The 19,752-nt window shown below is 73.0% G+C and carries 22 protein-coding genes and 2 tRNA genes; 11 read left to right on the forward strand and 13 right to left on the reverse strand.

Going from position 1 to position 19,752, the window contains the following annotated elements:
- Nucleotides 1-900, reverse strand: coding sequence for a universal stress protein (locus AC54T2_RS12940; protein WP_186340752.1), 900 nt, complete (start codon nt 898-900; stop codon nt 1-3).
- 163 nt (nt 901-1,063) lie between these two features.
- Here AC54T2_RS12940 and AC54T2_RS12945 point away from each other — a divergent pair, with 163 nt between their 5' ends.
- From AC54T2_RS12945 to AC54T2_RS12960, 4 genes are all read left to right on the forward strand, one after another.
- Nucleotides 1,064-2,632 carry a phytoene desaturase family protein gene (locus AC54T2_RS12945; RefSeq protein WP_496666364.1) on the forward strand — a complete coding sequence of 523 codons (1,569 nt, stop codon included), beginning with the start codon at nt 1,064-1,066 and terminating at the stop codon, nt 2,630-2,632.
- A gap of 59 nt (nt 2,633-2,691) precedes the next feature.
- A tRNA-Lys gene (locus tag AC54T2_RS12950) sits at nt 2,692-2,764 on the forward strand.
- 375 nt (nt 2,765-3,139) lie between these two features.
- On the forward strand, nt 3,140-3,919 hold the full coding sequence (locus tag AC54T2_RS12955; RefSeq protein WP_496666365.1) for a DsbA family protein: 780 nt from the start codon (nt 3,140-3,142) through the stop codon (nt 3,917-3,919).
- Nucleotides 3,916-4,584, forward strand: coding sequence for a vitamin K epoxide reductase family protein (locus tag AC54T2_RS12960; RefSeq protein ID WP_496666366.1), 669 nt, complete (start codon nt 3,916-3,918; stop codon nt 4,582-4,584). Before AC54T2_RS12955 ends, AC54T2_RS12960 begins: the two co-directional genes overlap by 4 nt.
- Before the next feature lie 337 nt (nt 4,585-4,921).
- On the opposite strand, the gene AC54T2_RS12965 is transcribed toward AC54T2_RS12960, so the two are convergent.
- The 8 genes from AC54T2_RS12965 to AC54T2_RS13000 form a co-directional block, all read right to left on the reverse strand.
- On the reverse strand, nt 4,922-5,065 hold the full coding sequence (locus AC54T2_RS12965) for a GPGG-motif small membrane protein (protein WP_186340748.1): 144 nt from the start codon (nt 5,063-5,065) through the stop codon (nt 4,922-4,924).
- Between the two features lie 103 nt (nt 5,066-5,168).
- Entirely contained in the window at nt 5,169-7,178 is a 2,010-nt protein-coding gene (locus AC54T2_RS12970; protein ID WP_496666367.1) for an NAD(P)-binding domain-containing protein, read from the reverse strand.
- 51 nt (nt 7,179-7,229) lie between these two features.
- Nucleotides 7,230-7,529, reverse strand: coding sequence for a GroES family chaperonin (locus AC54T2_RS12975; RefSeq protein ID WP_186341225.1), 300 nt, complete (start codon nt 7,527-7,529; stop codon nt 7,230-7,232).
- A gap of 38 nt (nt 7,530-7,567) precedes the next feature.
- Nucleotides 7,568-7,816: a DUF3618 domain-containing protein gene (locus AC54T2_RS12980; RefSeq protein WP_496666368.1), complete on the reverse strand. Its 249-nt coding sequence runs from the start codon at nt 7,814-7,816 to the stop codon at nt 7,568-7,570.
- On the reverse strand, nt 7,813-8,568 hold the full coding sequence (locus AC54T2_RS12985; RefSeq protein ID WP_489974861.1) for an ATP-binding cassette domain-containing protein: 756 nt from the start codon (nt 8,566-8,568) through the stop codon (nt 7,813-7,815). Before AC54T2_RS12985 ends, AC54T2_RS12980 begins: the two co-directional genes overlap by 4 nt.
- Nucleotides 8,565-9,233, reverse strand: a complete 669-nt coding sequence (cbiQ, locus tag AC54T2_RS12990; RefSeq protein ID WP_496666369.1) for a cobalt ECF transporter T component CbiQ — start codon at nt 9,231-9,233, stop codon at nt 8,565-8,567. Before cbiQ ends, AC54T2_RS12985 begins: the two co-directional genes overlap by 4 nt.
- Nucleotides 9,233-9,595 carry a PDGLE domain-containing protein gene (locus AC54T2_RS12995; RefSeq protein ID WP_186340743.1) on the reverse strand — a complete coding sequence of 121 codons (363 nt, stop codon included), beginning with the start codon at nt 9,593-9,595 and terminating at the stop codon, nt 9,233-9,235. The genes cbiQ and AC54T2_RS12995 overlap by 1 nt, the downstream gene beginning before the upstream one ends.
- Nucleotides 9,592-10,281: an energy-coupling factor ABC transporter permease gene (locus AC54T2_RS13000; protein WP_496666370.1), complete on the reverse strand. Its 690-nt coding sequence runs from the start codon at nt 10,279-10,281 to the stop codon at nt 9,592-9,594. The genes AC54T2_RS12995 and AC54T2_RS13000 overlap by 4 nt, the downstream gene beginning before the upstream one ends.
- Before the next feature lie 190 nt (nt 10,282-10,471).
- Between AC54T2_RS13000 and bcp the strand changes: the two genes are divergently transcribed.
- The 3 genes from bcp (at nt 10,472) to AC54T2_RS13015 (ending at nt 12,029) form a co-directional block, all read left to right on the forward strand.
- The gene (gene bcp, locus AC54T2_RS13005; protein WP_496666371.1) at nt 10,472-10,942 is read left to right on the forward strand and encodes a thioredoxin-dependent thiol peroxidase; all 471 of its coding nucleotides are present in this window, start codon (nt 10,472-10,474) and stop codon (nt 10,940-10,942) included.
- A gap of 9 nt (nt 10,943-10,951) precedes the next feature.
- A tRNA-Leu gene (locus tag AC54T2_RS13010) sits at nt 10,952-11,025 on the forward strand.
- 113 nt (nt 11,026-11,138) lie between these two features.
- The gene (locus tag AC54T2_RS13015) at nt 11,139-12,029 is read left to right on the forward strand and encodes an AEC family transporter (RefSeq protein ID WP_489974864.1); all 891 of its coding nucleotides are present in this window, start codon (nt 11,139-11,141) and stop codon (nt 12,027-12,029) included.
- Here AC54T2_RS13015 and rdgB read toward each other — a convergent pair.
- Both rdgB and rph read right to left on the reverse strand, forming a co-directional pair.
- Nucleotides 12,018-12,632, reverse strand: coding sequence for an RdgB/HAM1 family non-canonical purine NTP pyrophosphatase (gene rdgB / locus AC54T2_RS13020; protein ID WP_496666372.1), 615 nt, complete (start codon nt 12,630-12,632; stop codon nt 12,018-12,020). The two genes, AC54T2_RS13015 and rdgB, sit on opposite strands and share 12 nt — an antisense overlap.
- A complete protein-coding gene (rph, locus tag AC54T2_RS13025; protein WP_186340738.1) occupies nt 12,629-13,357 on the reverse strand; it encodes a ribonuclease PH in 729 nt (242 codons plus the stop codon). Before rph ends, rdgB begins: the two co-directional genes overlap by 4 nt.
- A gap of 249 nt (nt 13,358-13,606) precedes the next feature.
- Here rph and AC54T2_RS13030 point away from each other — a divergent pair, with 249 nt between their 5' ends.
- Both AC54T2_RS13030 and AC54T2_RS13035 read left to right on the forward strand, forming a co-directional pair.
- On the forward strand, nt 13,607-14,761 hold the full coding sequence (locus AC54T2_RS13030; RefSeq protein ID WP_241005164.1) for a sensor histidine kinase: 1,155 nt from the start codon (nt 13,607-13,609) through the stop codon (nt 14,759-14,761).
- Nucleotides 14,758-15,408 (forward strand): response regulator, encoded by a 651-nt coding sequence (locus AC54T2_RS13035; protein WP_206054399.1) that lies wholly within the window; start codon nt 14,758-14,760, stop codon nt 15,406-15,408. The genes AC54T2_RS13030 and AC54T2_RS13035 overlap by 4 nt, the downstream gene beginning before the upstream one ends.
- Here the strand turns inward: AC54T2_RS13035 and AC54T2_RS13040 are convergent.
- Nucleotides 15,405-16,196 carry an MBL fold metallo-hydrolase gene (locus tag AC54T2_RS13040; RefSeq protein WP_241005165.1) on the reverse strand — a complete coding sequence of 264 codons (792 nt, stop codon included), beginning with the start codon at nt 16,194-16,196 and terminating at the stop codon, nt 15,405-15,407. The genes AC54T2_RS13035 and AC54T2_RS13040 overlap by 4 nt on opposite strands.
- On the reverse strand, nt 16,193-17,023 hold the full coding sequence (gene murI, locus AC54T2_RS13045) for a glutamate racemase (RefSeq protein ID WP_222129567.1): 831 nt from the start codon (nt 17,021-17,023) through the stop codon (nt 16,193-16,195). Before murI ends, AC54T2_RS13040 begins: the two co-directional genes overlap by 4 nt.
- An 86-nt stretch (nt 17,024-17,109) precedes the next feature.
- Between murI and AC54T2_RS13050 the strand changes: the two genes are divergently transcribed.
- Together AC54T2_RS13050 and AC54T2_RS13055 are read left to right on the forward strand one after the other, a co-directional pair.
- Nucleotides 17,110-18,159 (forward strand): alkaline phosphatase family protein, encoded by a 1,050-nt coding sequence (locus tag AC54T2_RS13050; RefSeq protein WP_496666373.1) that lies wholly within the window; start codon nt 17,110-17,112, stop codon nt 18,157-18,159.
- A 36-nt stretch (nt 18,160-18,195) separates the two neighbouring features.
- Nucleotides 18,196-19,737, forward strand: a complete 1,542-nt coding sequence (locus AC54T2_RS13055) for a CotH kinase family protein (RefSeq protein WP_496666374.1) — start codon at nt 18,196-18,198, stop codon at nt 19,735-19,737.
- Nucleotides 19,738-19,752: the final 15 nt, after the last annotated feature.

Raw genomic sequence — 19,752 nt, forward strand, 5'->3', positions numbered from 1 at the left:
TCACGGGTGGTAGGCCGCCGGGTGGGATCGCGGGGTCGCGAGCAGCACCGGGCAACCGGACTCCCGGAGCACCGCGCGCGCGATCGGTCCGACGTGCGACCCGATCGGCACGAGCGGGTCGTGGCGACCGATGACCAGCAGCTCGGCGTCCAGTGAGGCCCGCACCAGGCAGTCGGCCGCGCGGCCCTGCTCGATGCGCACCTCCGCGTCGGTCGCCGCGGAGAGGTCGCCGACACGGTCCAGCGCGGACAGCACCTCGGCCCGTACGGAGTCCGACCAGCGCCCGACCTCCTCGGCCCTGGTGACCCCCTCGTAGGGGCGCGGCAGGGACCACGCGTGGACGACCCGCAGCTGCGCGCCGCGCGCGTGCGCCTCGGCCAGGGCCGCGCGCAGCACCTCGTCGGAGCGCTCGGGCACGTCGACTCCCGCGACCACGACGCGCTGCGCCCCGTCGGGACGCCACCCGCTCGGCACGGCCACGACCGGCACCCGCAGGTGCGCGGCGACGCCGCCGGCGACCGTGCGGTTGACGATCCGCGAGAGCCGCGACAGGTGCCGGTGCTCCAGCACGACCATCCGCGCCGACCGTCCGGCCTCGACCAGCGAGCCGACCGCCGTGCCACGGACCAGCTCGTGGGTCACGGGCACCGCTCCGTCGACCAGGCCCTCGGCCCGCTTCACGGCGTCGGCGAGGTGCTCGACGCCCCAGGCCTGGAGATCGGCGGCGACCAGCCAGGCCTCCGGACCGGCCGGCGCCAGGTCGAGGGCGTGCAACAGGTGCAGCCCGCACCCTGCGCGTACGGCCTCGGCGGCCGCGAACGCCAGCGCGGACTCCACGTCCTCGGGCCCGACCCCTACCACGATCCTGGGTCCGCGGGTGGCGGTGAGCTGCTCGGTCATGACGTCCTCCTCGACTGGTGCTGTGCCTCCACTCTTCGCCGCGCGGGACGCGGGACGAAGGGTCCTTGGACCCCACCCCGGCGGCGAAGGGCCTTGCTGCTGGCGCCCCGCGGCGGGCACGGCCGGCCGCCGGTCGGAGCGCCCGGGGGACTACGTTGGTGCGGTGGACCAGGGCACCGGCAGCTATGACGTCGTGGTCGTCGGCGGCGGGCACAACGCCCTCGTCAGCGCCGCCTACCTCGCCCGCGCCGGCCTCTCGGTGGTCGTGCTGGAGCGGCTCGGGCACATCGGCGGCGCCGCCGTGTCGGTCGAGCCGTTCGCCGGTCACCCGGCCCGGCTCTCCCGGTACTCCTACCTGGTGAGCCTGATGCCGCAGCAGCTGATGGCCGACCTCGACCTCGACGTCCGGCTCGCCTCGCGCACCACGGCGTCGTACACGCCCTGGACGCGCGCGGGCCGCGACGGTGGGCTCCTCGTCGAGCGACCCGAGGGCGAGGCGACGCGCGCGTCGTTCCGCGAGCTCACGGGCGGCGACGACGAGTACGCCGCCTGGCAGGCCTTCTACGACGAGGTGGGCCAGCTCGCCGGCGTCGTCGCGCCGACCCTGATGCAGCCGTTGCCGCTCGAGCGCGAGCTGCGCGACCGGGTCGACGAGCGCATCTGGGCCGACGTCGTCGAGGAGCCGCTCGGGCGCGCGATCACCCGGCGCTTCGCCGACGACACGGTGCGCGGGGTGGTCGCCACCGACGCGCTGATCGGCACGTTCGCGTCGATGGACGACCCCTCCCTCGTGCAGAACCGGTGCTTCCTCTACCACCTCATCGGCAACGGCACGGGCGAGTGGCGGGTGCCGATCGGCGGGATGGGCGCGGTGACCGACGCCCTCGCCCGGGCGGCCGTCGAGGCCGGTGCCGAGATCGTGACCGGGGCCGGCGTCAGCTCCATCACCCCCGGCGCGGACGGCGCCGAGGTCACCTGGCACGACGGGGAGCGCGAGCACGCGGTGACCGGTCGGCGGGTGCTGTCCGGGGTCGCGCCCTGGGTGCTGCGGATCCTGCTCGGCGAGGGCGAGGACGGCGAGACCAAGCCGTCGGGCTCTCAGCTCAAGATCAACGTCCTTCTCGACCGGCTGCCCGCCCTCAGGTCGGGCGTCGACCCGGCCGTCGCGTTCGCCGGCACGCTGCACCTCGCCGAGGACTACTCGCTCCTCGAGCAGGGGTACGCCGCCGCGGCCGGCGGCTCGGTGCCCGACCCGCTGCCGGGCGAGGTCTACTGCCACAGCCTCACCGACCCCTCGATCCTCGGCGACCGGGCCGGCTCGGCGCACACCCTGACCTACTTCGGCCTGCACACCCCCGACGGGCTCTTCGACGCCGATCCCGGCGCCCGCGACGTCGCCGTCCAGCGGGCTCTCGCCTCGATCGACGCGGTGCTGGCCGAGCCGCTCGCCGACTGCATCGCCACGGACGCCGACGGCCGGCCGTGCGTGGAGGCGAAGGTGCCCCAGGACGTCGAGCAGGACCTCGCCATGCCGGGCGGGCACATCTTCCACGGCGACCTGGAGTGGCCCTGGGCACCCAACCGCTCCCGCCTCGACACGCCGGCCCGGCAGTGGGGCGTACAGACCGAGCACGACACCGTCCTGCTGTGCGGCTCCGGCGCGCGACGCGGCGGAGCGGTGTCGGGCCTGGGCGGGCACAACGCCGCTCAAGCGGTCCTGGCCGAGCTCTGAGCCACCTCGATTTCGCGTGCCGATGGCCACGGGGTAGAGTTCTACTCGCTTCACCGCGCGCGCCATTAGCTCAATTGGCAGAGCAGCTGACTCTTAATCAGCGGGTTCGGGGTTCGAGTCCCTGATGGCGTACCGAACACAGCAGAGGCCCTTCCGGAGAGATCCGGAAGGGCCTCTGCCGTTCTGCGTCGCGAGCTCTTCGTGCACCTGCTCGCCCGTTGGCACGGGAGGGTGCGCCGTCACCGGCCCCGCGCGGCCGCTGTTCGGCGGACGCAGCCAGGTCGGGACCTTCGGGCGCCCAGGTCGGGACCTTGTGCTTGTGGGTGCAACTCGTCGGCCCGTCAGAGTGGGGGATGCGAACGGCAGCCGCCTCCGCAGCCCCGTCGATCCGCCGGGGACGCGGCCGTCCGTTCCGCCGACTCGGCAACGACACCGGCGGACCCGGGGCGACAGTCCGGCGCAACCGCTTCCCACCCGGGAGCCGCCGGCAGCGAGAGCGAGGCGCAGGTGAACGGGCACGCGGGACCCACGACGGCTCGGGAGCGCCTGGCGCGCGAGCAGCAGCAGCGCGAGCGCCGACGCCGACAGCTGCAGGCTGCCGGCGGGGCCATCGTCGCGGTCCTGCTGGTCGCCGTCGTCGTCGTGGTGGTGGGCGCATCCGGACGCGCGGGAGGCCCGAGCACCGCAGCGGACACCGCTCGCGACACCTCGTCCACGACGCCGCGCAACACGGAGGGTCCCGCGATCCCCGTCGGCAGCGGCAACGCCCCGGTCATCGTCGACGTGTTCTACGACTACCTGTGCCCGTACTGCGCGGACTTCGAGGCCGCCAACGGCGCCGAGCTCGACGCCCTGGTCGAGGAAGGCGTCGTACAGCTCAACCTGCGGCCCCTGTCGTTCCTCGACCGTGCGTCATCGGGCACCCAGTACTCGACGCGTGCCGCCAACGCCGTCGCCACCGTCGCGGACTCAGCACCCGACCGCGTTCTCGATTTCCACGCCGCGCTGTTCGCCTCGCAGCCGATCGAAGGCGGCGCCGGCCACACCGATGACGAGCTCGCGGACCTGGCCGTAGCGGCCGGCGTGCCGCAGGACACCGCGGCCCGGTTCGCCGAAGGCGCGTACGCCACGTGGGTCGCAGACGTCACCCAGCACGCGTTCGACTCCGACGGCATCACGGGCACCCCGACCGTCCGGGTGGACGGTGTCGTCTTCGACGGCAACCTCTACGCGCCCGGTGACCTCACCGAGGCGGTGCGGGCAGCCGCGGGGCGGTCGGACCGATGACCGCCTCGCGTTCCGCCGCCGCCGGCAGTCGCATCCCCCGCGGCCGCGGGAGCAGCAGCAGCGCGCCCCGGGCGGGTGTCGCGTCCGACCGCGGCGACTGGGCGATGATGCTGGCCGGGGCGGTCGTGAGCCTGGTCGCCTCGTTCGTCCTCGCTGTCGACGCGCTCGAGCTGGCCGCCAACGCGAGCGCGGAGTTCGGCTGCAACATCAACGCCGTCATCAGCTGCGGCACCGTGGGCAGCTCGTGGCAGGCGTCGCTGTTCGGGTTCCCCAACGCCTACCTGGGCCTGGTCGCCGAGCCCGTGGTCATCACGCTGGCCGTCGCCAGCCTTGGAGGGGTCAGGTTCCCCCGGTGGTTCATGCTCTGCGCCCAGGCGGTGTACGCGCTCGGCGTCGTCCTGGCGTACTGGCTGTTCTACCAGGGGCTCTTCGCCATCGGCGCGCTGTGCCCGTGGTGTCTGCTGGTCACGGTCGCGACCACGCTGGTCTTCTTCGAGATGACGCGGATCAACATCCGGGCAGGACACCTCCCGCTTCCGCCGCGGGCCCAGAGAGCGCTCGAGGAGGCGGTGAGCGCACGACTCGACGCGATGGTGGTCGTCGCGTGGCTGCTCGGGCTGGTCCTGGTGGTGATGCTGCGCTACGGCGACGCACTCTTCGCGTGATGCCGCCTCGCTGTGGACTCGGTGCGGGGGCAGCGGCGACCGGACCCCACTCGGGCGCGCCAACGAGACGCGTTGACGTAACGCGAACTTGGTGGGCGAGTCCGACACCTGGAGGCCGTTGCAACCCCCTCCAAGTGTCGGAGTCCCCGCTCGAGCGGGGACTCCGACAGCGGAGGCGGGGACCCCGACAGCTCGGAGCCGGGGACCCCGACAGCTCGGAGCCGGGACTCCGACAGCGGAGGCGGGGACTCCGACAGCGGACGCGAACGCCCCGTAAATGGGAGCGAGGAGCCGGTCCTGACGGACCGACTCCTCGCACGTCCTCCCGCAAGGGCTGCTACGTGAACAGGCTGACTCCACCGGGGCCGACGAGCAGCCCGACGATGATGAGCACGATGCCCCAGAGCATCTGACCCCTGATCAACGAGACGATGCCGGACACCACGAGGATGACGGCAAGGATCCACAGCAGAAATGCCATTTCGCATGCTCCCTTCGGTTGAACGGTCAACCTAGCGGGGGGCGCGTGATCGGGGCGAGCCGATCACACCCCTCGGGGGGGGGGGGTACAACGGCATGGGTCCTCAGTCCTCCTCGCGCAGGCGGGGCGGCGTGAAGTCGTCGGGGCGGATGCCGGTCTTGTCGGCGTAGAAGGCGCGCACCAGGTCCATGTCGGCGCGGACGTCGCCGGTCGGGTGGAAGGTCGGCCCCCAGCCGACCGTGCGGGACGGCGCATCGATGAACGCGAGGGTGATCGGGAGGCCGGTCTGGCGGGCGATCCGGTAGAACCCCGACTTCCAGTACTCCCCGCGCGAGCGGGTGCCCTCCGCGGCGAGGCCGAGCAACCAGGGGTCGTCGCCCTCGGCCTCGGCGAGCAGCGCCTTGATGGTCGCCGACGGGTTCTTCCGGTCCAGCGCGACGGCGCCGGTGCGGCGCAGGAGCCAGCCCAGGGGGCCCACGAAGAGCTCCTTCTTGACGAGCAGCCGGATGTCGATGCCGTAGCGCCACGCCAGGAGGATGGTGAGCACCCAGTCCCAGTTGGAGGTGTGCGGGGCGCCGACGAGGACGGCGCGCTGGGGCACCTCGCCCACGGCCCGCCAGCGGGCCGCGCCCAGCAGGACGCGGGCGAGCGTGCGGCGCACTCCCCCACCGCCTGACGTCGGCGCGGCAGCCGCAACGGACGCGGAGGCCGCCGGCCCAGCGGCCGAGCCGAGGGACGGCGTACGCGTCGCGGCCCGCGCCCGACCGGCCTTGCGCTCGCGGTCGAGGTCCCACAGGTAGTGGTCGAAGTCGACCTCCATCGTGTGGCGCGGCGAGGCGTAGAACTGCCGCTTGTCGCGACGGTGCTCGGCGTCCATCTGGCGGCGTACGACGTCGCCGGCCGGCGGGACGTAGCGACCGGCGAGCGTGTCCGCGATCCACGCCGACTGCGCCTCCGCGATCGGCATCACCGCGCCGATGGCCTGGACGAGGCCGACGAAGTAGAGGCCCGGCAGGTCCGGGTGGACGGTGCGCTTCCACAGCGGCAGGTCGTTGTCGTGAGGGGACACCAGGTCGGGCGCGAGGAACGGGAAGCTGACCCGGTAGCCGGTCGCCCACACGATCAGGTCGGCCGGCGCCTCGCTGCCGTCGACGAAGACCACCCGGTCCCCCTCGAGTCGCTCGATGCCGGGCCGAGCGGTGATCGCGCCCGCGTCGAGTCGCTCGCGGATCCGGTCGGACTGGACGGGGTGCGACTGACCCGGCTTGTGGGTCGGGGCCGGCAGGCCGTACTTCGTCATGCTGCCGGCGTACGCGGCGCCGACCCGCAGGCGCGCCGCCGTGACCCACCACGGCAGCCACCCCGGCAGGGCGACCTGGTCGCTCGGCCGGCCCAGGAGGAACTTGCGCAGCACCCACTCCGTGCGCCGCACCGACCAGGTCGTCGTACGCGCCACGAGCGACGACTCCACCGCGATGTCCATCGCGGAGTTGCCGGCGCCGACCACGACGACGTCGCGCCCGGCGAGCTGCTCGCCCGATCGGTAGTCGTGGGCGTGGATCTGCTCTCCGTCGAACGTGCCGGGATAGGCCGGCTCGGGCCACCGCGGGTCCCAGTGGTGGCCGTTGGCGACGAGCACCGCGTCGTAGGTGCGGGTCTCGGTGCCGCCGGGTCCGGAGATCCGCACGTCCCAGCGCCCGTCGGCCGAGCGGGAGACGTCCTCGACGGTGGTGTCGAACGTGATCGTGTCGCGGAAGCCGAAATGGTCGACGTACTGCTCGAAGTAGGCGCGCACCTGGTCGTGCCGTGCGTAGGGCGGGTAGTCCTCGGGCATCGGGAAGTCCGAGAATGCCATCCGCGGGCAGGACGTGTTGATCTCGAGGGTGTCGTAGCAGGCCGACTGCCCGTTGGAGTTGTCGAGGACCCAGGTGCCGCCGATGTCGCGACCCTTCTCGAAGCAGTCGAACGGGACTCCGGCGAGGTAGAGCTGCTTGGCCGCGGCGATGCCCGACGAGCCGGCCCCGATGATGCACGCGCGCGGGAGCGACTCGTCGACCGGGACGGGCGAGGTGACCGCGGGGGCGCGGTGGGACTGCTTGACGAAGTAGGCCATCGGGCGCTCCTGGCTGGACGGAGAAGGGGGTCGGGCTGGAGGGCTGGAGGGCTAGAGGTAGAGCCCGGTGGAGCCGCCCTCGAGGCGCTCCGCGGCGACCGCGTGGACGTCGCGCTCGCGCATGACGACGTAGACCTCGCCCTGCACCTCGACCTCGGCCTTGTCCTCGGGGTCGAAGAGCACGCGGTCACCGATCTCGACGGCGCGGGCGTGGGGGCCCACGGCGATCACGCGCGACCAGGCCAGTCGCCGTGCGCCCATCGCGGCGGTCGCCGGGATGACGATGCCGCCGGTGGACCGGCGCTCCCCGGCCTCCTGGTCGACCTCGACGAGGATGCGGTCGTGGAGCATCTTGATCGGGGCGCTGCCCCCCACACCCGGCACGGCGCTCAGCGCGCGACCTTCCGGACGATGCCGAGCAGGACGACGACGCCGACCACGATGCCGGCGGCCTGGAGGATGTTGTCGGTGCGCGGCTCGCCCGTGTCGAGGTCGACGAAGTGCGCCTTCACCCTCGTCACCTCACGGCCCACGATCGTCTTGGGGTGGGCACGGTAGGCGAGCTGGTCGATTGTCGAGGCCAGCCGCTCGCGCGTCTCCTCGATCTCGCGCTCGAGCGCGCTCATGTCCTGGGTCACCCGGGAAGGCTATCAATGCGACGCGGGTCGAACCCCCACGGCAGCTCGAGCCGGTGGGCGGCCATCAGCTCGTCGTCGGTGAGGACGTCGAACGTCGGCCGGTCGGCGACCACGACCCCCTCGCTGAGCACGACGCTGCGCGGGCACAGCTCGAGGGCGTAGGGCAGGTCGTGAGTGACCATGAACACCGTCACGTCGAGGCTGCGGAGGATGTCGGCGAGCTCGCGGCGCGAGGCGGGGTCGAGGTTGGAGGAGGGCTCGTCGAGCACCAGGACCTCCGGCTCCATCGCCAGCACGGTGGCCACCGCGACGCGGCGGCGCTGGCCGTAGGACAGGTGGTGCGGGGGCCGGTCGACGAAGTCGGCCATGCCGACCCGGTCGAGCGCGTCCATCACCCGGCGGTCGAGCTCGGCGCCCTTGAGCCCGAGGTTGGCCGGCCCGAAGGCGACGTCCTGGCGGACGGTGCCGAGGAAGAGCTGGTCGTCGGGGTCCTGGAAGACGATGCCGACGCGGCGCCGGATCTCGAGGAGGTGCTGCTTGGCGACCGGGAGCCCGCTGACCGTGACCGAACCCCGGCCCGCGGTGAGGATGCCGTTGAGGTGGAGCACGAGGGTGGTCTTGCCCGCGCCGTTGGGACCGAGCAGGGCGACCCGCTCGCCCCGGTGGACGTGGAGGTCGACCCCGAAGAGCGCCTGGTGGCCGTCGGGGTAGGCGAACGCCAGGCCGCGGACGTCGAGGACGGGGGTGGTCACGACGGCAGCTTCCCGTCGTAGCCGCGCGAGAGCATCGCGAGGTGGACGCGCTCGCCCCGTTCGTAGGACCGGATGAACAGCGCGCCGAGCGAACGGCCCAGCACCGGCCAGTGGCGCGGCGAGCGGGGGTCGCAGCCGCGCGAGCGGAGCGCCGTCATCATCCGGGTGAGCTCGTCGGTGACGACGTCGAGGTAGCGGATCATGAAGCCCATGATCTGCACGACCAGGTCGGGCGCGCGCAGCCGCTGCAGTCCCCGGAGGAGGTCCTGCGGCTCGGTGGTGGCGGCGAGCGTGAGCGAGGCGAGAACGCCGATGCTGCCCTTGACCAGCAGCGCGACGCCGGCGACGAGCCCGGGCTCGGAGACGGTCACCCCCAGCACCTCGGTGCGCGGCCCGTGGGCGATGAAGGGCATCAGCACGGCGAAGACCACGAACGGCAGCTCGACGACCATGCGGGGCAGCAGGTAGCGCAGCGGCACCCGGGAGAGCGCGATGACGCCCAGCAGGACCGCGGCCTCGACCGCGAACAGCGGGTAGGCCTCGCGCGGGGTGGCGACGACCACGAGCATGAAGCCGAGCAGCGCCAGCACCTTGAGGTGCGCGGGCGCGCGATGGACCGGGCTGTGCCCGTGGAAGTGGAGCCGGTGCCCGTGCCCGGCACCCATCAGGACCCCGGCGTGCGCGTCGAGGGGGTGTCGTCGTGGGACGCCTCGCGGGGCGCGGCGTCGGGCCCGTCGGGCCCGCGTCGGCGCACCAGCCAGAACAGGCCCGTGCTCAGCAGCAGCATCACGACCACGCCGATCACGCCGGCGAGCCCACCGCTGATCCGGGCGTCGTCGACGCCGGAGGTCTGGTAGTCGGCGAGAGGGCTGTCGGCGGTCGCGGAGTCCTCCGCGGAGTCGATGAAGCCGGTCTGCTCGGCGACGTACTCCAAGCCGTCGGGGTGCGAGCTGGCGTAGTAGCTCGCGACGCCTGCGACGAGCAGGCTGACGACCAGGGCGACGGCGAAGAAGCGGCGGGTGCTCATCGGTGGACTCCCTCCCGGAGCTCGAGCTCGCGCTCGACGAGCAGTGGTCGGGCGCCGTGGACGAGGTCGGGGCGGGCCGCGACGACGCTCGCGACCACGAGGCCGGTGACGGCGGCCTCCCCGAGGCCGATGACGGTGTGCCAGCCCAGCATCGCGGTGAGGACGGCGCCGAGGTCGACCTCGACGTTGCCACCGACGGCGAAGAGCCCGGTGAAGACGAGGGCCGCGACCGGCACGCTGACCAGGGCGGCGACCGCGGCGGCGGGCGCGACCATGCCGAGGCGCTTGGGCAGCACGCGGCGCAGGCCGACGAACACCACCCAGCCGACGGCGACGGTGACGATGCCGATGAGGGTGATGTTGGTGCCGAGCGCGGTGATGCCGCCGTCGGCCATCAGCAGGGCCTGGACCAGGAGCACCACCGACAGGCACAGCACCGCGGTCCACGGTCCGACCAGGACCGCGGCGAGAGCACCGCCCATGAGGTGGCCGCTGGTGCCCGCGCCCACCGGGAAGTTGATCATCTGCGCGGCGAACACGAAGGTCGCGACCAGCCCCGCCATCGGCGCCGTGCGGTCGTCGAGCTCGCGTCGCGCACCGCGCAGGGACAGGGCGACCGCGGCGGCCGCCACGACCCCGGTGGCCACCGAGGTGGGGGCGTCGAGGAAACCGTCGGGCACGTGCACGGGTCGCTCCTGCTGGTGGGTGTCTCGGATGGATGGCGGCCGTGGGTGGCACTGGCCGCGACTGGTTGGATGAGTGGTGTCCGGCGCGGATCCCCCGATGCCGCTCCGACACCCTCGACCTTATTGCAAATGTCTTGCAACAACCACACCCGGGCCGCGGTCCGGGCCGACCAGCGCACAGGAGCCCCCGATGCCCGACCGCCTCTCCCCCGGCGACGCCGCACCCGACTTCACCCTCCCCAGCGACACCGGCGAGCCCGTCTCGCTGTCGGGCCTGCGCGGCCGGAAGGTGATCCTCTACTTCTACCCCGCCGCGATGACGCCCGGCTGCACCACGCAGGCCTGCGACTTCTCCGAGTCGCTCGAGTCGCTGCACGGCGAGGGCTACGAGGTGCTCGGCGTGTCCAAGGACGCCCCCGCCAAGCTCGCGAGGTTCCGCGAGCGCGACGCGCTGACGCTGACGTTGCTCTCCGACGAGGACCTGGCCGTGCACAGGGCCTACGGCGCGTTCGGCACCAAGAAGCTCTACGGCAAGGAGGTCGAGGGCGTGATCCGCTCGACCTTCGTGATCGACGAGGACGGCACGGTCGAGTTGGCGCAGTACAACGTGAAGGCCACCGGCCACGTCGCCAAGCTGCGTCGGGACCTAGGGTTGGCCTGATTCGGTCCAGCGCCCGTAGCCCAACAGGCAGAGGCACACGGTTTAGGTCCGTGACAGTGTGAGTTCGACTCTCACCGGGCGCACCGCGCGGCACTCCCGCCCGTCCCACCACCCCCACCGTCCGTGCGGCTGCTCCCGTCCGCGCGATGCGCGCGAGTGGCTGCGGTGTGAGCCACGTCACCACTAGGGTCCGCGCATGGACTCCGCGCTCACCACCGTCGGACTGCCCGTCGCCCTGGCGATCATCATGTTCGGCCTCGGGCTCGACCTGACGGTCGGCGACTTCAAGCGCATCGGCCGGGCACCGCGGGCGGTGGCCGTCTCGCTGGCCTGCCAGGTCCTGCTGCTGCCGCTCGTCTGCTTCGCGCTGGTGGTGCTCTTCGACCTGCCGGCCCTGCTCGGCATCGGCATGCTCCTGCTCGCCGCCTCGCCGGGCGGAACGACCGCCAACCTGTTCAGCCACCTCTTCCGCGGCGATGTCGCCCTCAACATCACGCTGACGGCCATCAACACCGTCATCGCCGTGGTGACGCTCCCCCTCATCACCGGGCTCGCCATCGCCTACTACGACCGGCAGGACGACGTCTCGATGCCGCTGGTCGAGATCGTCAAGGTGTTCGCGCTGATCCTCCTGCCCGTCGGCATCGGCATGGTGGTCAACGACCGCGCGCCCGCCTTCGCCCGCCGGATGGACAAGCCCGTGCGGATCGGCTCCGCGGTGATCCTCGCCGTGCTGGTGCTCGGGATCTTGCTCGACCAGCGGGAGAACGTCGCCGACTACCTCGCCGACGTCGGCCTCATCGCCGCGCTCTTCTGCGCGATCAGCCTCGTCGTCGGCTACTACGTGCCGAAGGCGCTGGGCGTCACCGGGCCGCAGGCGATCGCCTCGTCGATGGAGGTCGGCGTGCACAACGCGACGCTCGCGATCTTCGTCGCGGTCGAGGTGCTCGACGAGGTCGAGATCTCGGTGCCGGCGGCCGTCTACTCGCTGGTGATGTTCGCCTTCGCCGCCCTGTGGGGCGCGTGGGTCAGCCGGCAGGTCGGCGCCCGGGAGGGCGCAGCCCTCGATGCCGACTCAGTCGCCTGAGAGGTCGGACGCGACCTGCGGCGCCAGGGCGCGCAGCGCCCGCCCCCGGTGCGAGATCCGGTCCTTCTCCCCCGGCTCGAGCTCGGCGGAGGTGAGGTCGTCGGCCTCGTGCTCGACGGCGACGAAGACCACGTCGTAGCCGAAGCCGCCGCTCCCCCGCACCTCGCGGGTGATCCGGCCGTCCATGCGGCCCTCGACCACGCGCTCGCGCCCGTCGGGCATCACCCAGGCCACGGCGCAGGTGAAGTGCGCGCCGCGCCGCTCGTCCGGGACGTCGCGGAGCTGGTCGAGCAGCAGCTCGTTGTTGCGGGCGTCGGACTTGCCCTGGCCCGACCACCGGGCCGACAGCACCCCCGGCATGCCGTTGAGGGCGTCGACGCACAGCCCGCTGTCGTCGGCGATCGACGGCAGACCGGTGGCGGCGACACCGGCGCGCGCCTTGAGCAGGGCGTTGCCCTCGAAGCTCGGCTGGTCCTCCACGGGCTCGACGTAGCCCTCGACGTCACCGATGCCGAGGACCTCGATCCCGGGCGCGTGCTCGGCCAGGATCCGCTGCATCTCGACGATCTTCTTGGCGTTGGCCGAGGCCAGGAACACCTTCACCGGGCCAGCGCCTCGTGCTGGAGGCGGGTCAGGTCGGCGCAGCCCTTCTCGGCGAGGCTCAGCAGCGCGTCGAGCTCGGCGCGGTCGAAGGCGGCGCCCTCGGCCGTGCCCTGCACCTCGACGTAGGCGCCCTCGCCGGTCATCACGACGTTCATGTCGGTCTCGGCGCGGACGTCCTCCTCGTAGGGCAGGTCGAGGCGGGGCACTCCGTCGATGATGCCGACGCTGACGGCGGCGACCGAGCCGGTGAGCGGCTCCCCGGCGAGGGCGCCGGTCTCGCGCAGGTGCGCCACGGCGTCGGCCAGGGCGACGTAGGCCCCGGTGATCGCGGCGGTGCGGGTGCCGCCGTCGGCCTGGAGGACGTCGCAGTCGAGCACGATCGTGTTCTCGCCGAGGGCCTGGTAGTCGATGACGGCGCGCAACGAGCGGCCGATGAGGCGCGAGATCTCGTGCGTACGACCGCCGATGCGGCCCTTGACCGACTCGCGGTCCGAACGGGTGTTGGTCGCGGCGGGCAGCATCGCGTACTCGGCGGTCACCCACCCCAGGCCCGAGCCCTTGCGCCAGCGGGGCACGCCCTCGGAGGCGGACGCGGCGCAGAGCACCTTGGTGCCGCCGAACTCGACGAGGACCGACCCCGCGGCGTGGTCGAGCCAGTGGCGCGTGATCGTGATCGGGCGGAGCTCGTCGTCGGCGCGGCCGTCGGCGCGGGCAGCAGAAGTCATGGCCCCGACCCTAGACGTGGCCGAGCCGGGTCCGGTCACCCCCGTGTGCTACCGGACCCGGTCCGGGGCCCTGATCCGAGGCCCCGTCCCCCGGGGGACCGTCTGCGGGAGCCGGCCCCCGCGTCCGCGCGGATCGCTCCACCCGGCCGGGGAGTCCCACCTTGCGTTGTGGAGGCGTCGCGTGCATCGGTCCCAGGTCGCATCGTGAAGCCGACCAAAGTAGGGCCAGCGCTGGCTAACCTGTGCGCCGTGACGCCACGCCCCGACACCCAACCCGAGCTCACGTGGGTGTCGCACACATGGCGCTACGCCGCCTGCCTGGTGTTCTCCGCGGCCGTCTGGCAGGTGGTGGCGGCGACCGAGTGGCGCGAGCACCGCCTCCTCTTCGGCGTCGAGCTCGCGCTCGGCGCAGCCTCCTATGTCCTCGTCCACTTCCGCCGGCAGGCCCCGGTGCAGGTCGCGCTGGCGGTCGCCGGGCTGAGCGCCCTCTCCGGCATCGCGGCCGGGCCCGCCACCCTGGCGGCGCTGTCGGTCGCCACCCGCCGACGCTGGCGCGAGGTGCTGCTGGTTGGCGGCACCAGCATCGTCGCGGCGCAGGCGTGGGCGACGGTCGCGCCGGTCCGCGGCGACGACCTCGTGGTGACCGCCCTGGTCAACGTGGCGGTCAACGCCGGGGTCATGGGGTGGGGCCTCTACATCGGGTCGCGACGCGAGCTGCTCGGCGACCTGCGCCACCGCGCCGAGCGGCTCGAGCACGAGCAGGAGCTGCGGGTCGGCAAGGCCCGCTCGGCGGAGCGGGCCCGCATCGCGCGCGAGATGCACGACGTGGTGGCGCACCGCATCACGCAGGTCTCCATGCAGGCCGGAGCCCTCGCCTTCCGCGCCGACCTCCACGCCGACCAGCTCCGCGAGGGCCTCGGTGAGATCCAGCGCCAGGCCAACGACGCGCTCCACGAGCTGCGCGGGGTGCTGGGCGTGCTGCGCCAGGACGACCCGAGTCCGCCCACCGCCCGCCCGCAGCCGACGTACGACGACGTCCCCGCGCTCATCGACGAGGCGCGCTCGCTCGGCCTCGAGGTCGACTGGGACGACGAGGTGGACACGACCGCCGCGGTCCCGCCCGCCACCGGTCGCACGGTCTACCGGATCGTGCAGGAGGGCATCACCAACGTGCGCAAGCACGCGCCCGGCGCGCAGGTGCGGATCCGCTCCGCGGGCGACGAGGAGCGCGGCATCACGGTGGTGGTGAGCAACCCGTTGGGCGAGCGTCCCAGCGCGGCGCCGGGGGCCGGCCTCGGGCTCGTCGGGCTGCGCGAGCGCACCGAGCTGCGCGGCGGCCGGCTCGAGAAGCGCACGGAGGGGGCGACGTTCGTCCTGGAGGCTTGGTTACCGTGGGCGCCGTGATCCGCGTGCTGCTCGTCGACGACGACCCGCTCGTGCGCTCTGCGCTCACCCTCATGCTCGGGGGCCAGTCGGACCTCGAGGTCGTGGGCGAGGCCGCCGACGGCGAGGAGGGCCTGGCGCAGGTCGCCCAGCACGAGCCCGACGTGGTGCTCATGGACATCCGGATGCCGGTGATGGACGGCCTGGAGGCCACGCAGGTGCTCCACTCGCGTCCGTCGCCGCCGGCCGTGGTCGTGCTGACCACCTTCGACGCCGACGACCACGTCCTGCGCGCCGTGGCGGCGGGCGCCGACGGCTTCCTGCTCAAGGACACCGCGCCCGCCGACATCGTCGGCGCCATCCGCACCGTGGCGGCGGGCGACGCGATGCTGTCACCGTCCGCCACCCGCAGCCTGGTCTCGCGGCTGCGCGGGAGCTCGCCGAGCGCGCGCACCTCCACCGCCGCCGACCGGCTGACGGTGCTGACCGAGCGTGAGCTCGAGGTCGCCGTGTGCGTGGGCCGCGGGCTCAGCAACTCCGAGATCGCCTCGGAGCTCTACCTGTCGATCCCGACCGTCAAGTCGCACGTGTCACGCCTGCTCACCAAGCTCGAGTGCACCAACCGCGTGCAGGTGGCGATGGTCGTGCACGACGCGGGCCTCGTCTAGACGTCGTACGTCGCCCCGGCGCGGGCCAGCTCGACCGGGCCGTCCCACGCGGCGCGGGCCTCGGCCTCGGCGTCGGCCGGGTCGTGCCACGGCGGGACGTGGGTGAGCACGAGCCGCTCGGCGCCGGCACGTGCGGCGGTGCGGGCGCAGTCGGCGCCGGTGAGGTGGAGGTCGGCGGGATTGGGGTCCCCGGTGCGGAACGACGCCTCGGCGAGCAGCAGGTCGGTGCCGGCTGCGATCTCGTCGAGCTCGGCGCACGGAGCGGTGTCGCCGGAGTAGACGAGTGTGCGGCCGCCGGCGGTGACGCGGAGTGCGTAGGCCGCGACCGGGTGGACCACCCGGCGAGCCTCGACCCGGAACGGGCCCAGCTCGACCTCGGCGCGGTCACCGTCGTCGCGGTCGCCGTAGACGCGGAAGTCGAACTCCTCGGTCATGCCCGGCTCGAGGGGCAGATCGTAGGCGCGTGCCATCCGCGCGGCCGTGCCGTCGGGGCCCCACACCGGGATCGACGGCTGTGCACCGGTCGGGTGGTACTTGCGCATCACGTAGTAGCCGCACAGGTCGAGGCAGTGGTCGGCGTGGAGGTGGCTGAGGAACACCGCGTCGATGCTCAGCGGGTCGACGTAGCGGTGGAGCTGGCCGAGCGCGCCGTTGCCCAGGTCGAGGAGGATCCGCCACGTGCGGCCGTCCTGCTCGGCCTCGAGCAGGTAGCAGCTCGCGGCCGACTCGGGACCGGGATAGGAGCCCGAGCAGCCCACGACGGTGAGCCGCAGCGGGTGCGGGCTCACGCCCGACCTCCGGCGAACTGCGTCGCCCCGAGCAGCTCGGAGCCGAGGAAGCGGCGCCCGACCGTGGCGAAGTCGTCGGGGCTGCCCGTGGTCGAGAACGTGTAGGTCGGCTCCCCGTCGGGTCGCATCAGGCCCGTGCCGGCCAGCATCTTGTAGACGTCCTTGGCGCACTCCTCCGCCGAGCTCACGAGCGTGACCTCGTCGCCCATCACGTAGGAGATGACGCCGGTGAGCAGCGGGTAGTGGGTGCAGCCGAGGATGAGCGTGTCCACGCCGGCGTCCGCGAGCGGGTCGAGGTAGTCGTGCGCGGCGGCGAGGAGCTCGTCGCCGCCGGTGACGCCCTGCTCGACGAAGTCGACGAACCGCGGGCAGGCCCGGATGTGGAGGTCCAGGTGGGGAGCGGCGGCGAACGCGTCGTCGTAGGCCATCGAGCTCGCGGTCGCCCGGGTGCAGATGACGCCCACCCGCTGGTTGCGGGTGGCGGCCGCGGCCCGTCGCGCCGCCGGCAGGATCACCTCGACGACCGGGACGTCGTAGCGCTCGCGGGCGTCACGGAGCATCGCCGCGCTGGCTGAGTTGCACGCGATGACCAGTGCCTTGACGCCCTGCTCGTAGAGGTGGTCGAGGCACTCGAGGGCATACTCGCGGACCTCGCCGATGGGCTTCTGGCCGTAGGGCTGCCGGGCGGTGTCGCCGAGGTAGGTGACCGACTCGTGCGGGAGCTGGTCGATCACCGAGCGGGCGACGGTGAGCCCGCCGAAGCCGGAGTCGAAGATGCCGATGGGGGCGTCTGCGGTCTCTCTCGCGGGGGGCGTCGGCACAGGCAGCAGGCTAGGCGCTCGGGCTGGCGTCGGTCACGCGATCACGTGCGTCGGCCCCGTCACACCCCCTCCCTCCGGGTTAGGGTCGCCCGGTGACCCTGCGCTCCGTGCTCGCCTCCCTGCTCGCCTGCACCGCCCTCGCGGTGTGCCCGGCGTCGGCCCCGGCCGCGGTCCCCGACGGCGAGCTGCCGCCACCCACGCCGCGGGTGTCGGCCGACGACGCCATCGACTCCGTGGTCGCCATCTCGGTCGACGGGCTCAACACCGACGCCCTCGCCAAGCTGGGGCGAGAGCGCACCCCGCACCTGCACGACCTGATGGACTCCGGCGCCTCGACGCTCAACGCCCGCACCGAGCGCGAGCTCACCATCACGCTGCCCAACCACACCGGCATGGTGACCGGCCGCCGGGTCGAGGCCAGCACGGGCGGGCACGGCGTGACGTGGAACGACGACCGGCGCCGCCCGGCGACCGTCCAGTCGGCGGCCGGGCAGCGGGTCGAGTCCGTGTTCACCCAGGTCAAGGCCGCAGGGGGCTCGACGGCGCTCTTCGCGAGCAAGACGAAGTTCTCCCTGTGGAAGCGCAGCTGGCCGCGGAGCATCGACACCACCCGCATCCAGCTCGACAACACCCTGCTCGCCCGGTCGGTCCGGCGCGACCTGCGCGACCACGAGCGCGCCTTCCGGTTCGTGCACCTCTCGCTCCCCGACTCGGCGGGTCACGACCACGGCTTCATGTCCTCGCGCTATCTGCGGGCCGTCGAGAAGGTCGACGGGCTGCTCGGGGTCATCGTCGGTGCCGTGCGGTCCGACCCCGAGCTCGTCGGCCGCACCGCCATCATCCTGACCAGCGACCACGGCGGACTCGGCGCGAGCCACTCCGACCCCCGCCGGCTCGCCAACTATCGGGTGCCCTTCATGGTGGCCGGTCCGGGCGTCGAGGCCGGGGCGGACCTCTACGAGCTCAACGCCGACGACTACCTCGACCCGGGCATGCGGCGCACCACCTACCGGCAGTCCGTCCAGCCCGTCCGCAACGGCGACCTCGCCAACCTCGCGCTCGACCTGCTCGACCTCGGCGCCGTGCCGGGAAGCGAGCACAACCTGCGCCTCGACCTCGACGTCTCACGTCCACCTGCCTGACCACCGATCGCCCACACAACGGGCAGAGGAGACGTCGTGTCCGTCCTGAAGAAGCTCTCCACGGTGGTCGCCCTCGCGGTCACGGCGTCGACGCTGGCGCTCACACCGGCGTCCGCCCGGGCCGCAGGTCCTGACGGCACCGCCGCCGCGGTCGGCTGGCCGCCGGCCGCCCCCTCGCAGCTGGTCATCGACACCGGCGGGGTCGCCGTCGGTCGTGAGGACTACGTGCCGGGCACGGTGACGCTGGACGGCGTCACGCGGGTCACCGAGGTCCGCGGGCGCGGCAACTCGACCTGGGGCTGGTCGAAGAAGCCCTACAAGCTCAAGCTCGAGCAGGACGCCGCGCTCGTCGGCACGCGCGCCTTCGACGAGTGGGTGCTGCTGGCGGGCTACGGCGACCGCAGCTCGCTGCGCACGGCCGCCGCGTTCGCCGTGGCCGCGCAGACGCGGCTGCGGTGGACGCCGCAGTTCCGCTTCGTCGAGGTCGTCCTCAACGGCCAGCCCCAGGGCCTCTACCTGCTCACCGAGCAGGTCGAGGTCGGCGCGGGTCGCGTGGACCTGCCCGACGACGGCTACCTGCTCGAGGTCAACCAGCGCTACCTGCGCGACGACGAGCCCGGCTTCCGCACCCGGCGCGGGACGCCCGTGGCGTTCAAGGACCCCGACGAGGTCACCAAGCGACAGCGCCGCGAGGTCCGGCGCGCGGTGTCGCGCTTCGAGGACGTCCTCTACGGTCCCGACTTCGCCGACCCCGAGCGTGGGTACGCCGCCCATGTCGACGTCGGCAGGATGATCGACTGGTACATCGTGCAGGAGCTCTTCGCCAACCAGGACTCCAACTTCCAGTCGAGCGTGCACTTCAGCTGGGTGCCGGGCAAGCGCTTCGTCTTCGGCCCCGTCTGGGACTTCGACCTCAGCGCTGGGACGCGGTGGCGCGCCTCGAGCGAGCCCGACACCTGGCACACCCGTCTCGGGCGGCACTGGATCACGCGGATGCTCCAGGACCCGGCGTTCTCGGAGCGGGTCAAGAGCCGCTGGGCCCGGCTCAAGCCGGGGGTGCGCGAGGTCGTCTCCCAGATCCCCTCCGCGGCGGCGACGCTGGCTCCCGCCGCCGAGGCCGACTGGGACCGGTGGCACGCCGCGGGCGACCTGGACTGGACCCACCGCGGGCGCGACCGCCAGGCCGAGGTCGACTTCCTCCGCGACTGGCTCACCCGGCGCATCCAGTGGCTGAGCCTCAACGAGGTGCGCCTCGGCGGCATCCGGCACCGCGCCACCGAGCGCGAGCACACGATATGGGTGCCCGTGCGGCTGCAGTCGGCGCCGAGCGCGCCGGTGCAGGTCACCTACGCCGTCCAGGCCGGCACGGCCAGCCCGGGCGAGGACTTCGTGGCCGCGCAGGGTCAGCTCGACTTCGCCGCCGGGCAGGTGGAGCAGCGTGTGCCCGTCCGGATCCTCGACGACCGCGAGACCGAGGCCCGCGAGACGGTGCAGGTCGTGCTCACGGGCGCCTCATCCGACCTCGTGGTCGGCTCGCCCGCGACGGCCGTCGTGGCCATCGCGGCCAACACCCGCTGACGTCCGCCACGATCA

This window comes from Nocardioides sp. Z35_8 (assembly GCF_059621125.1).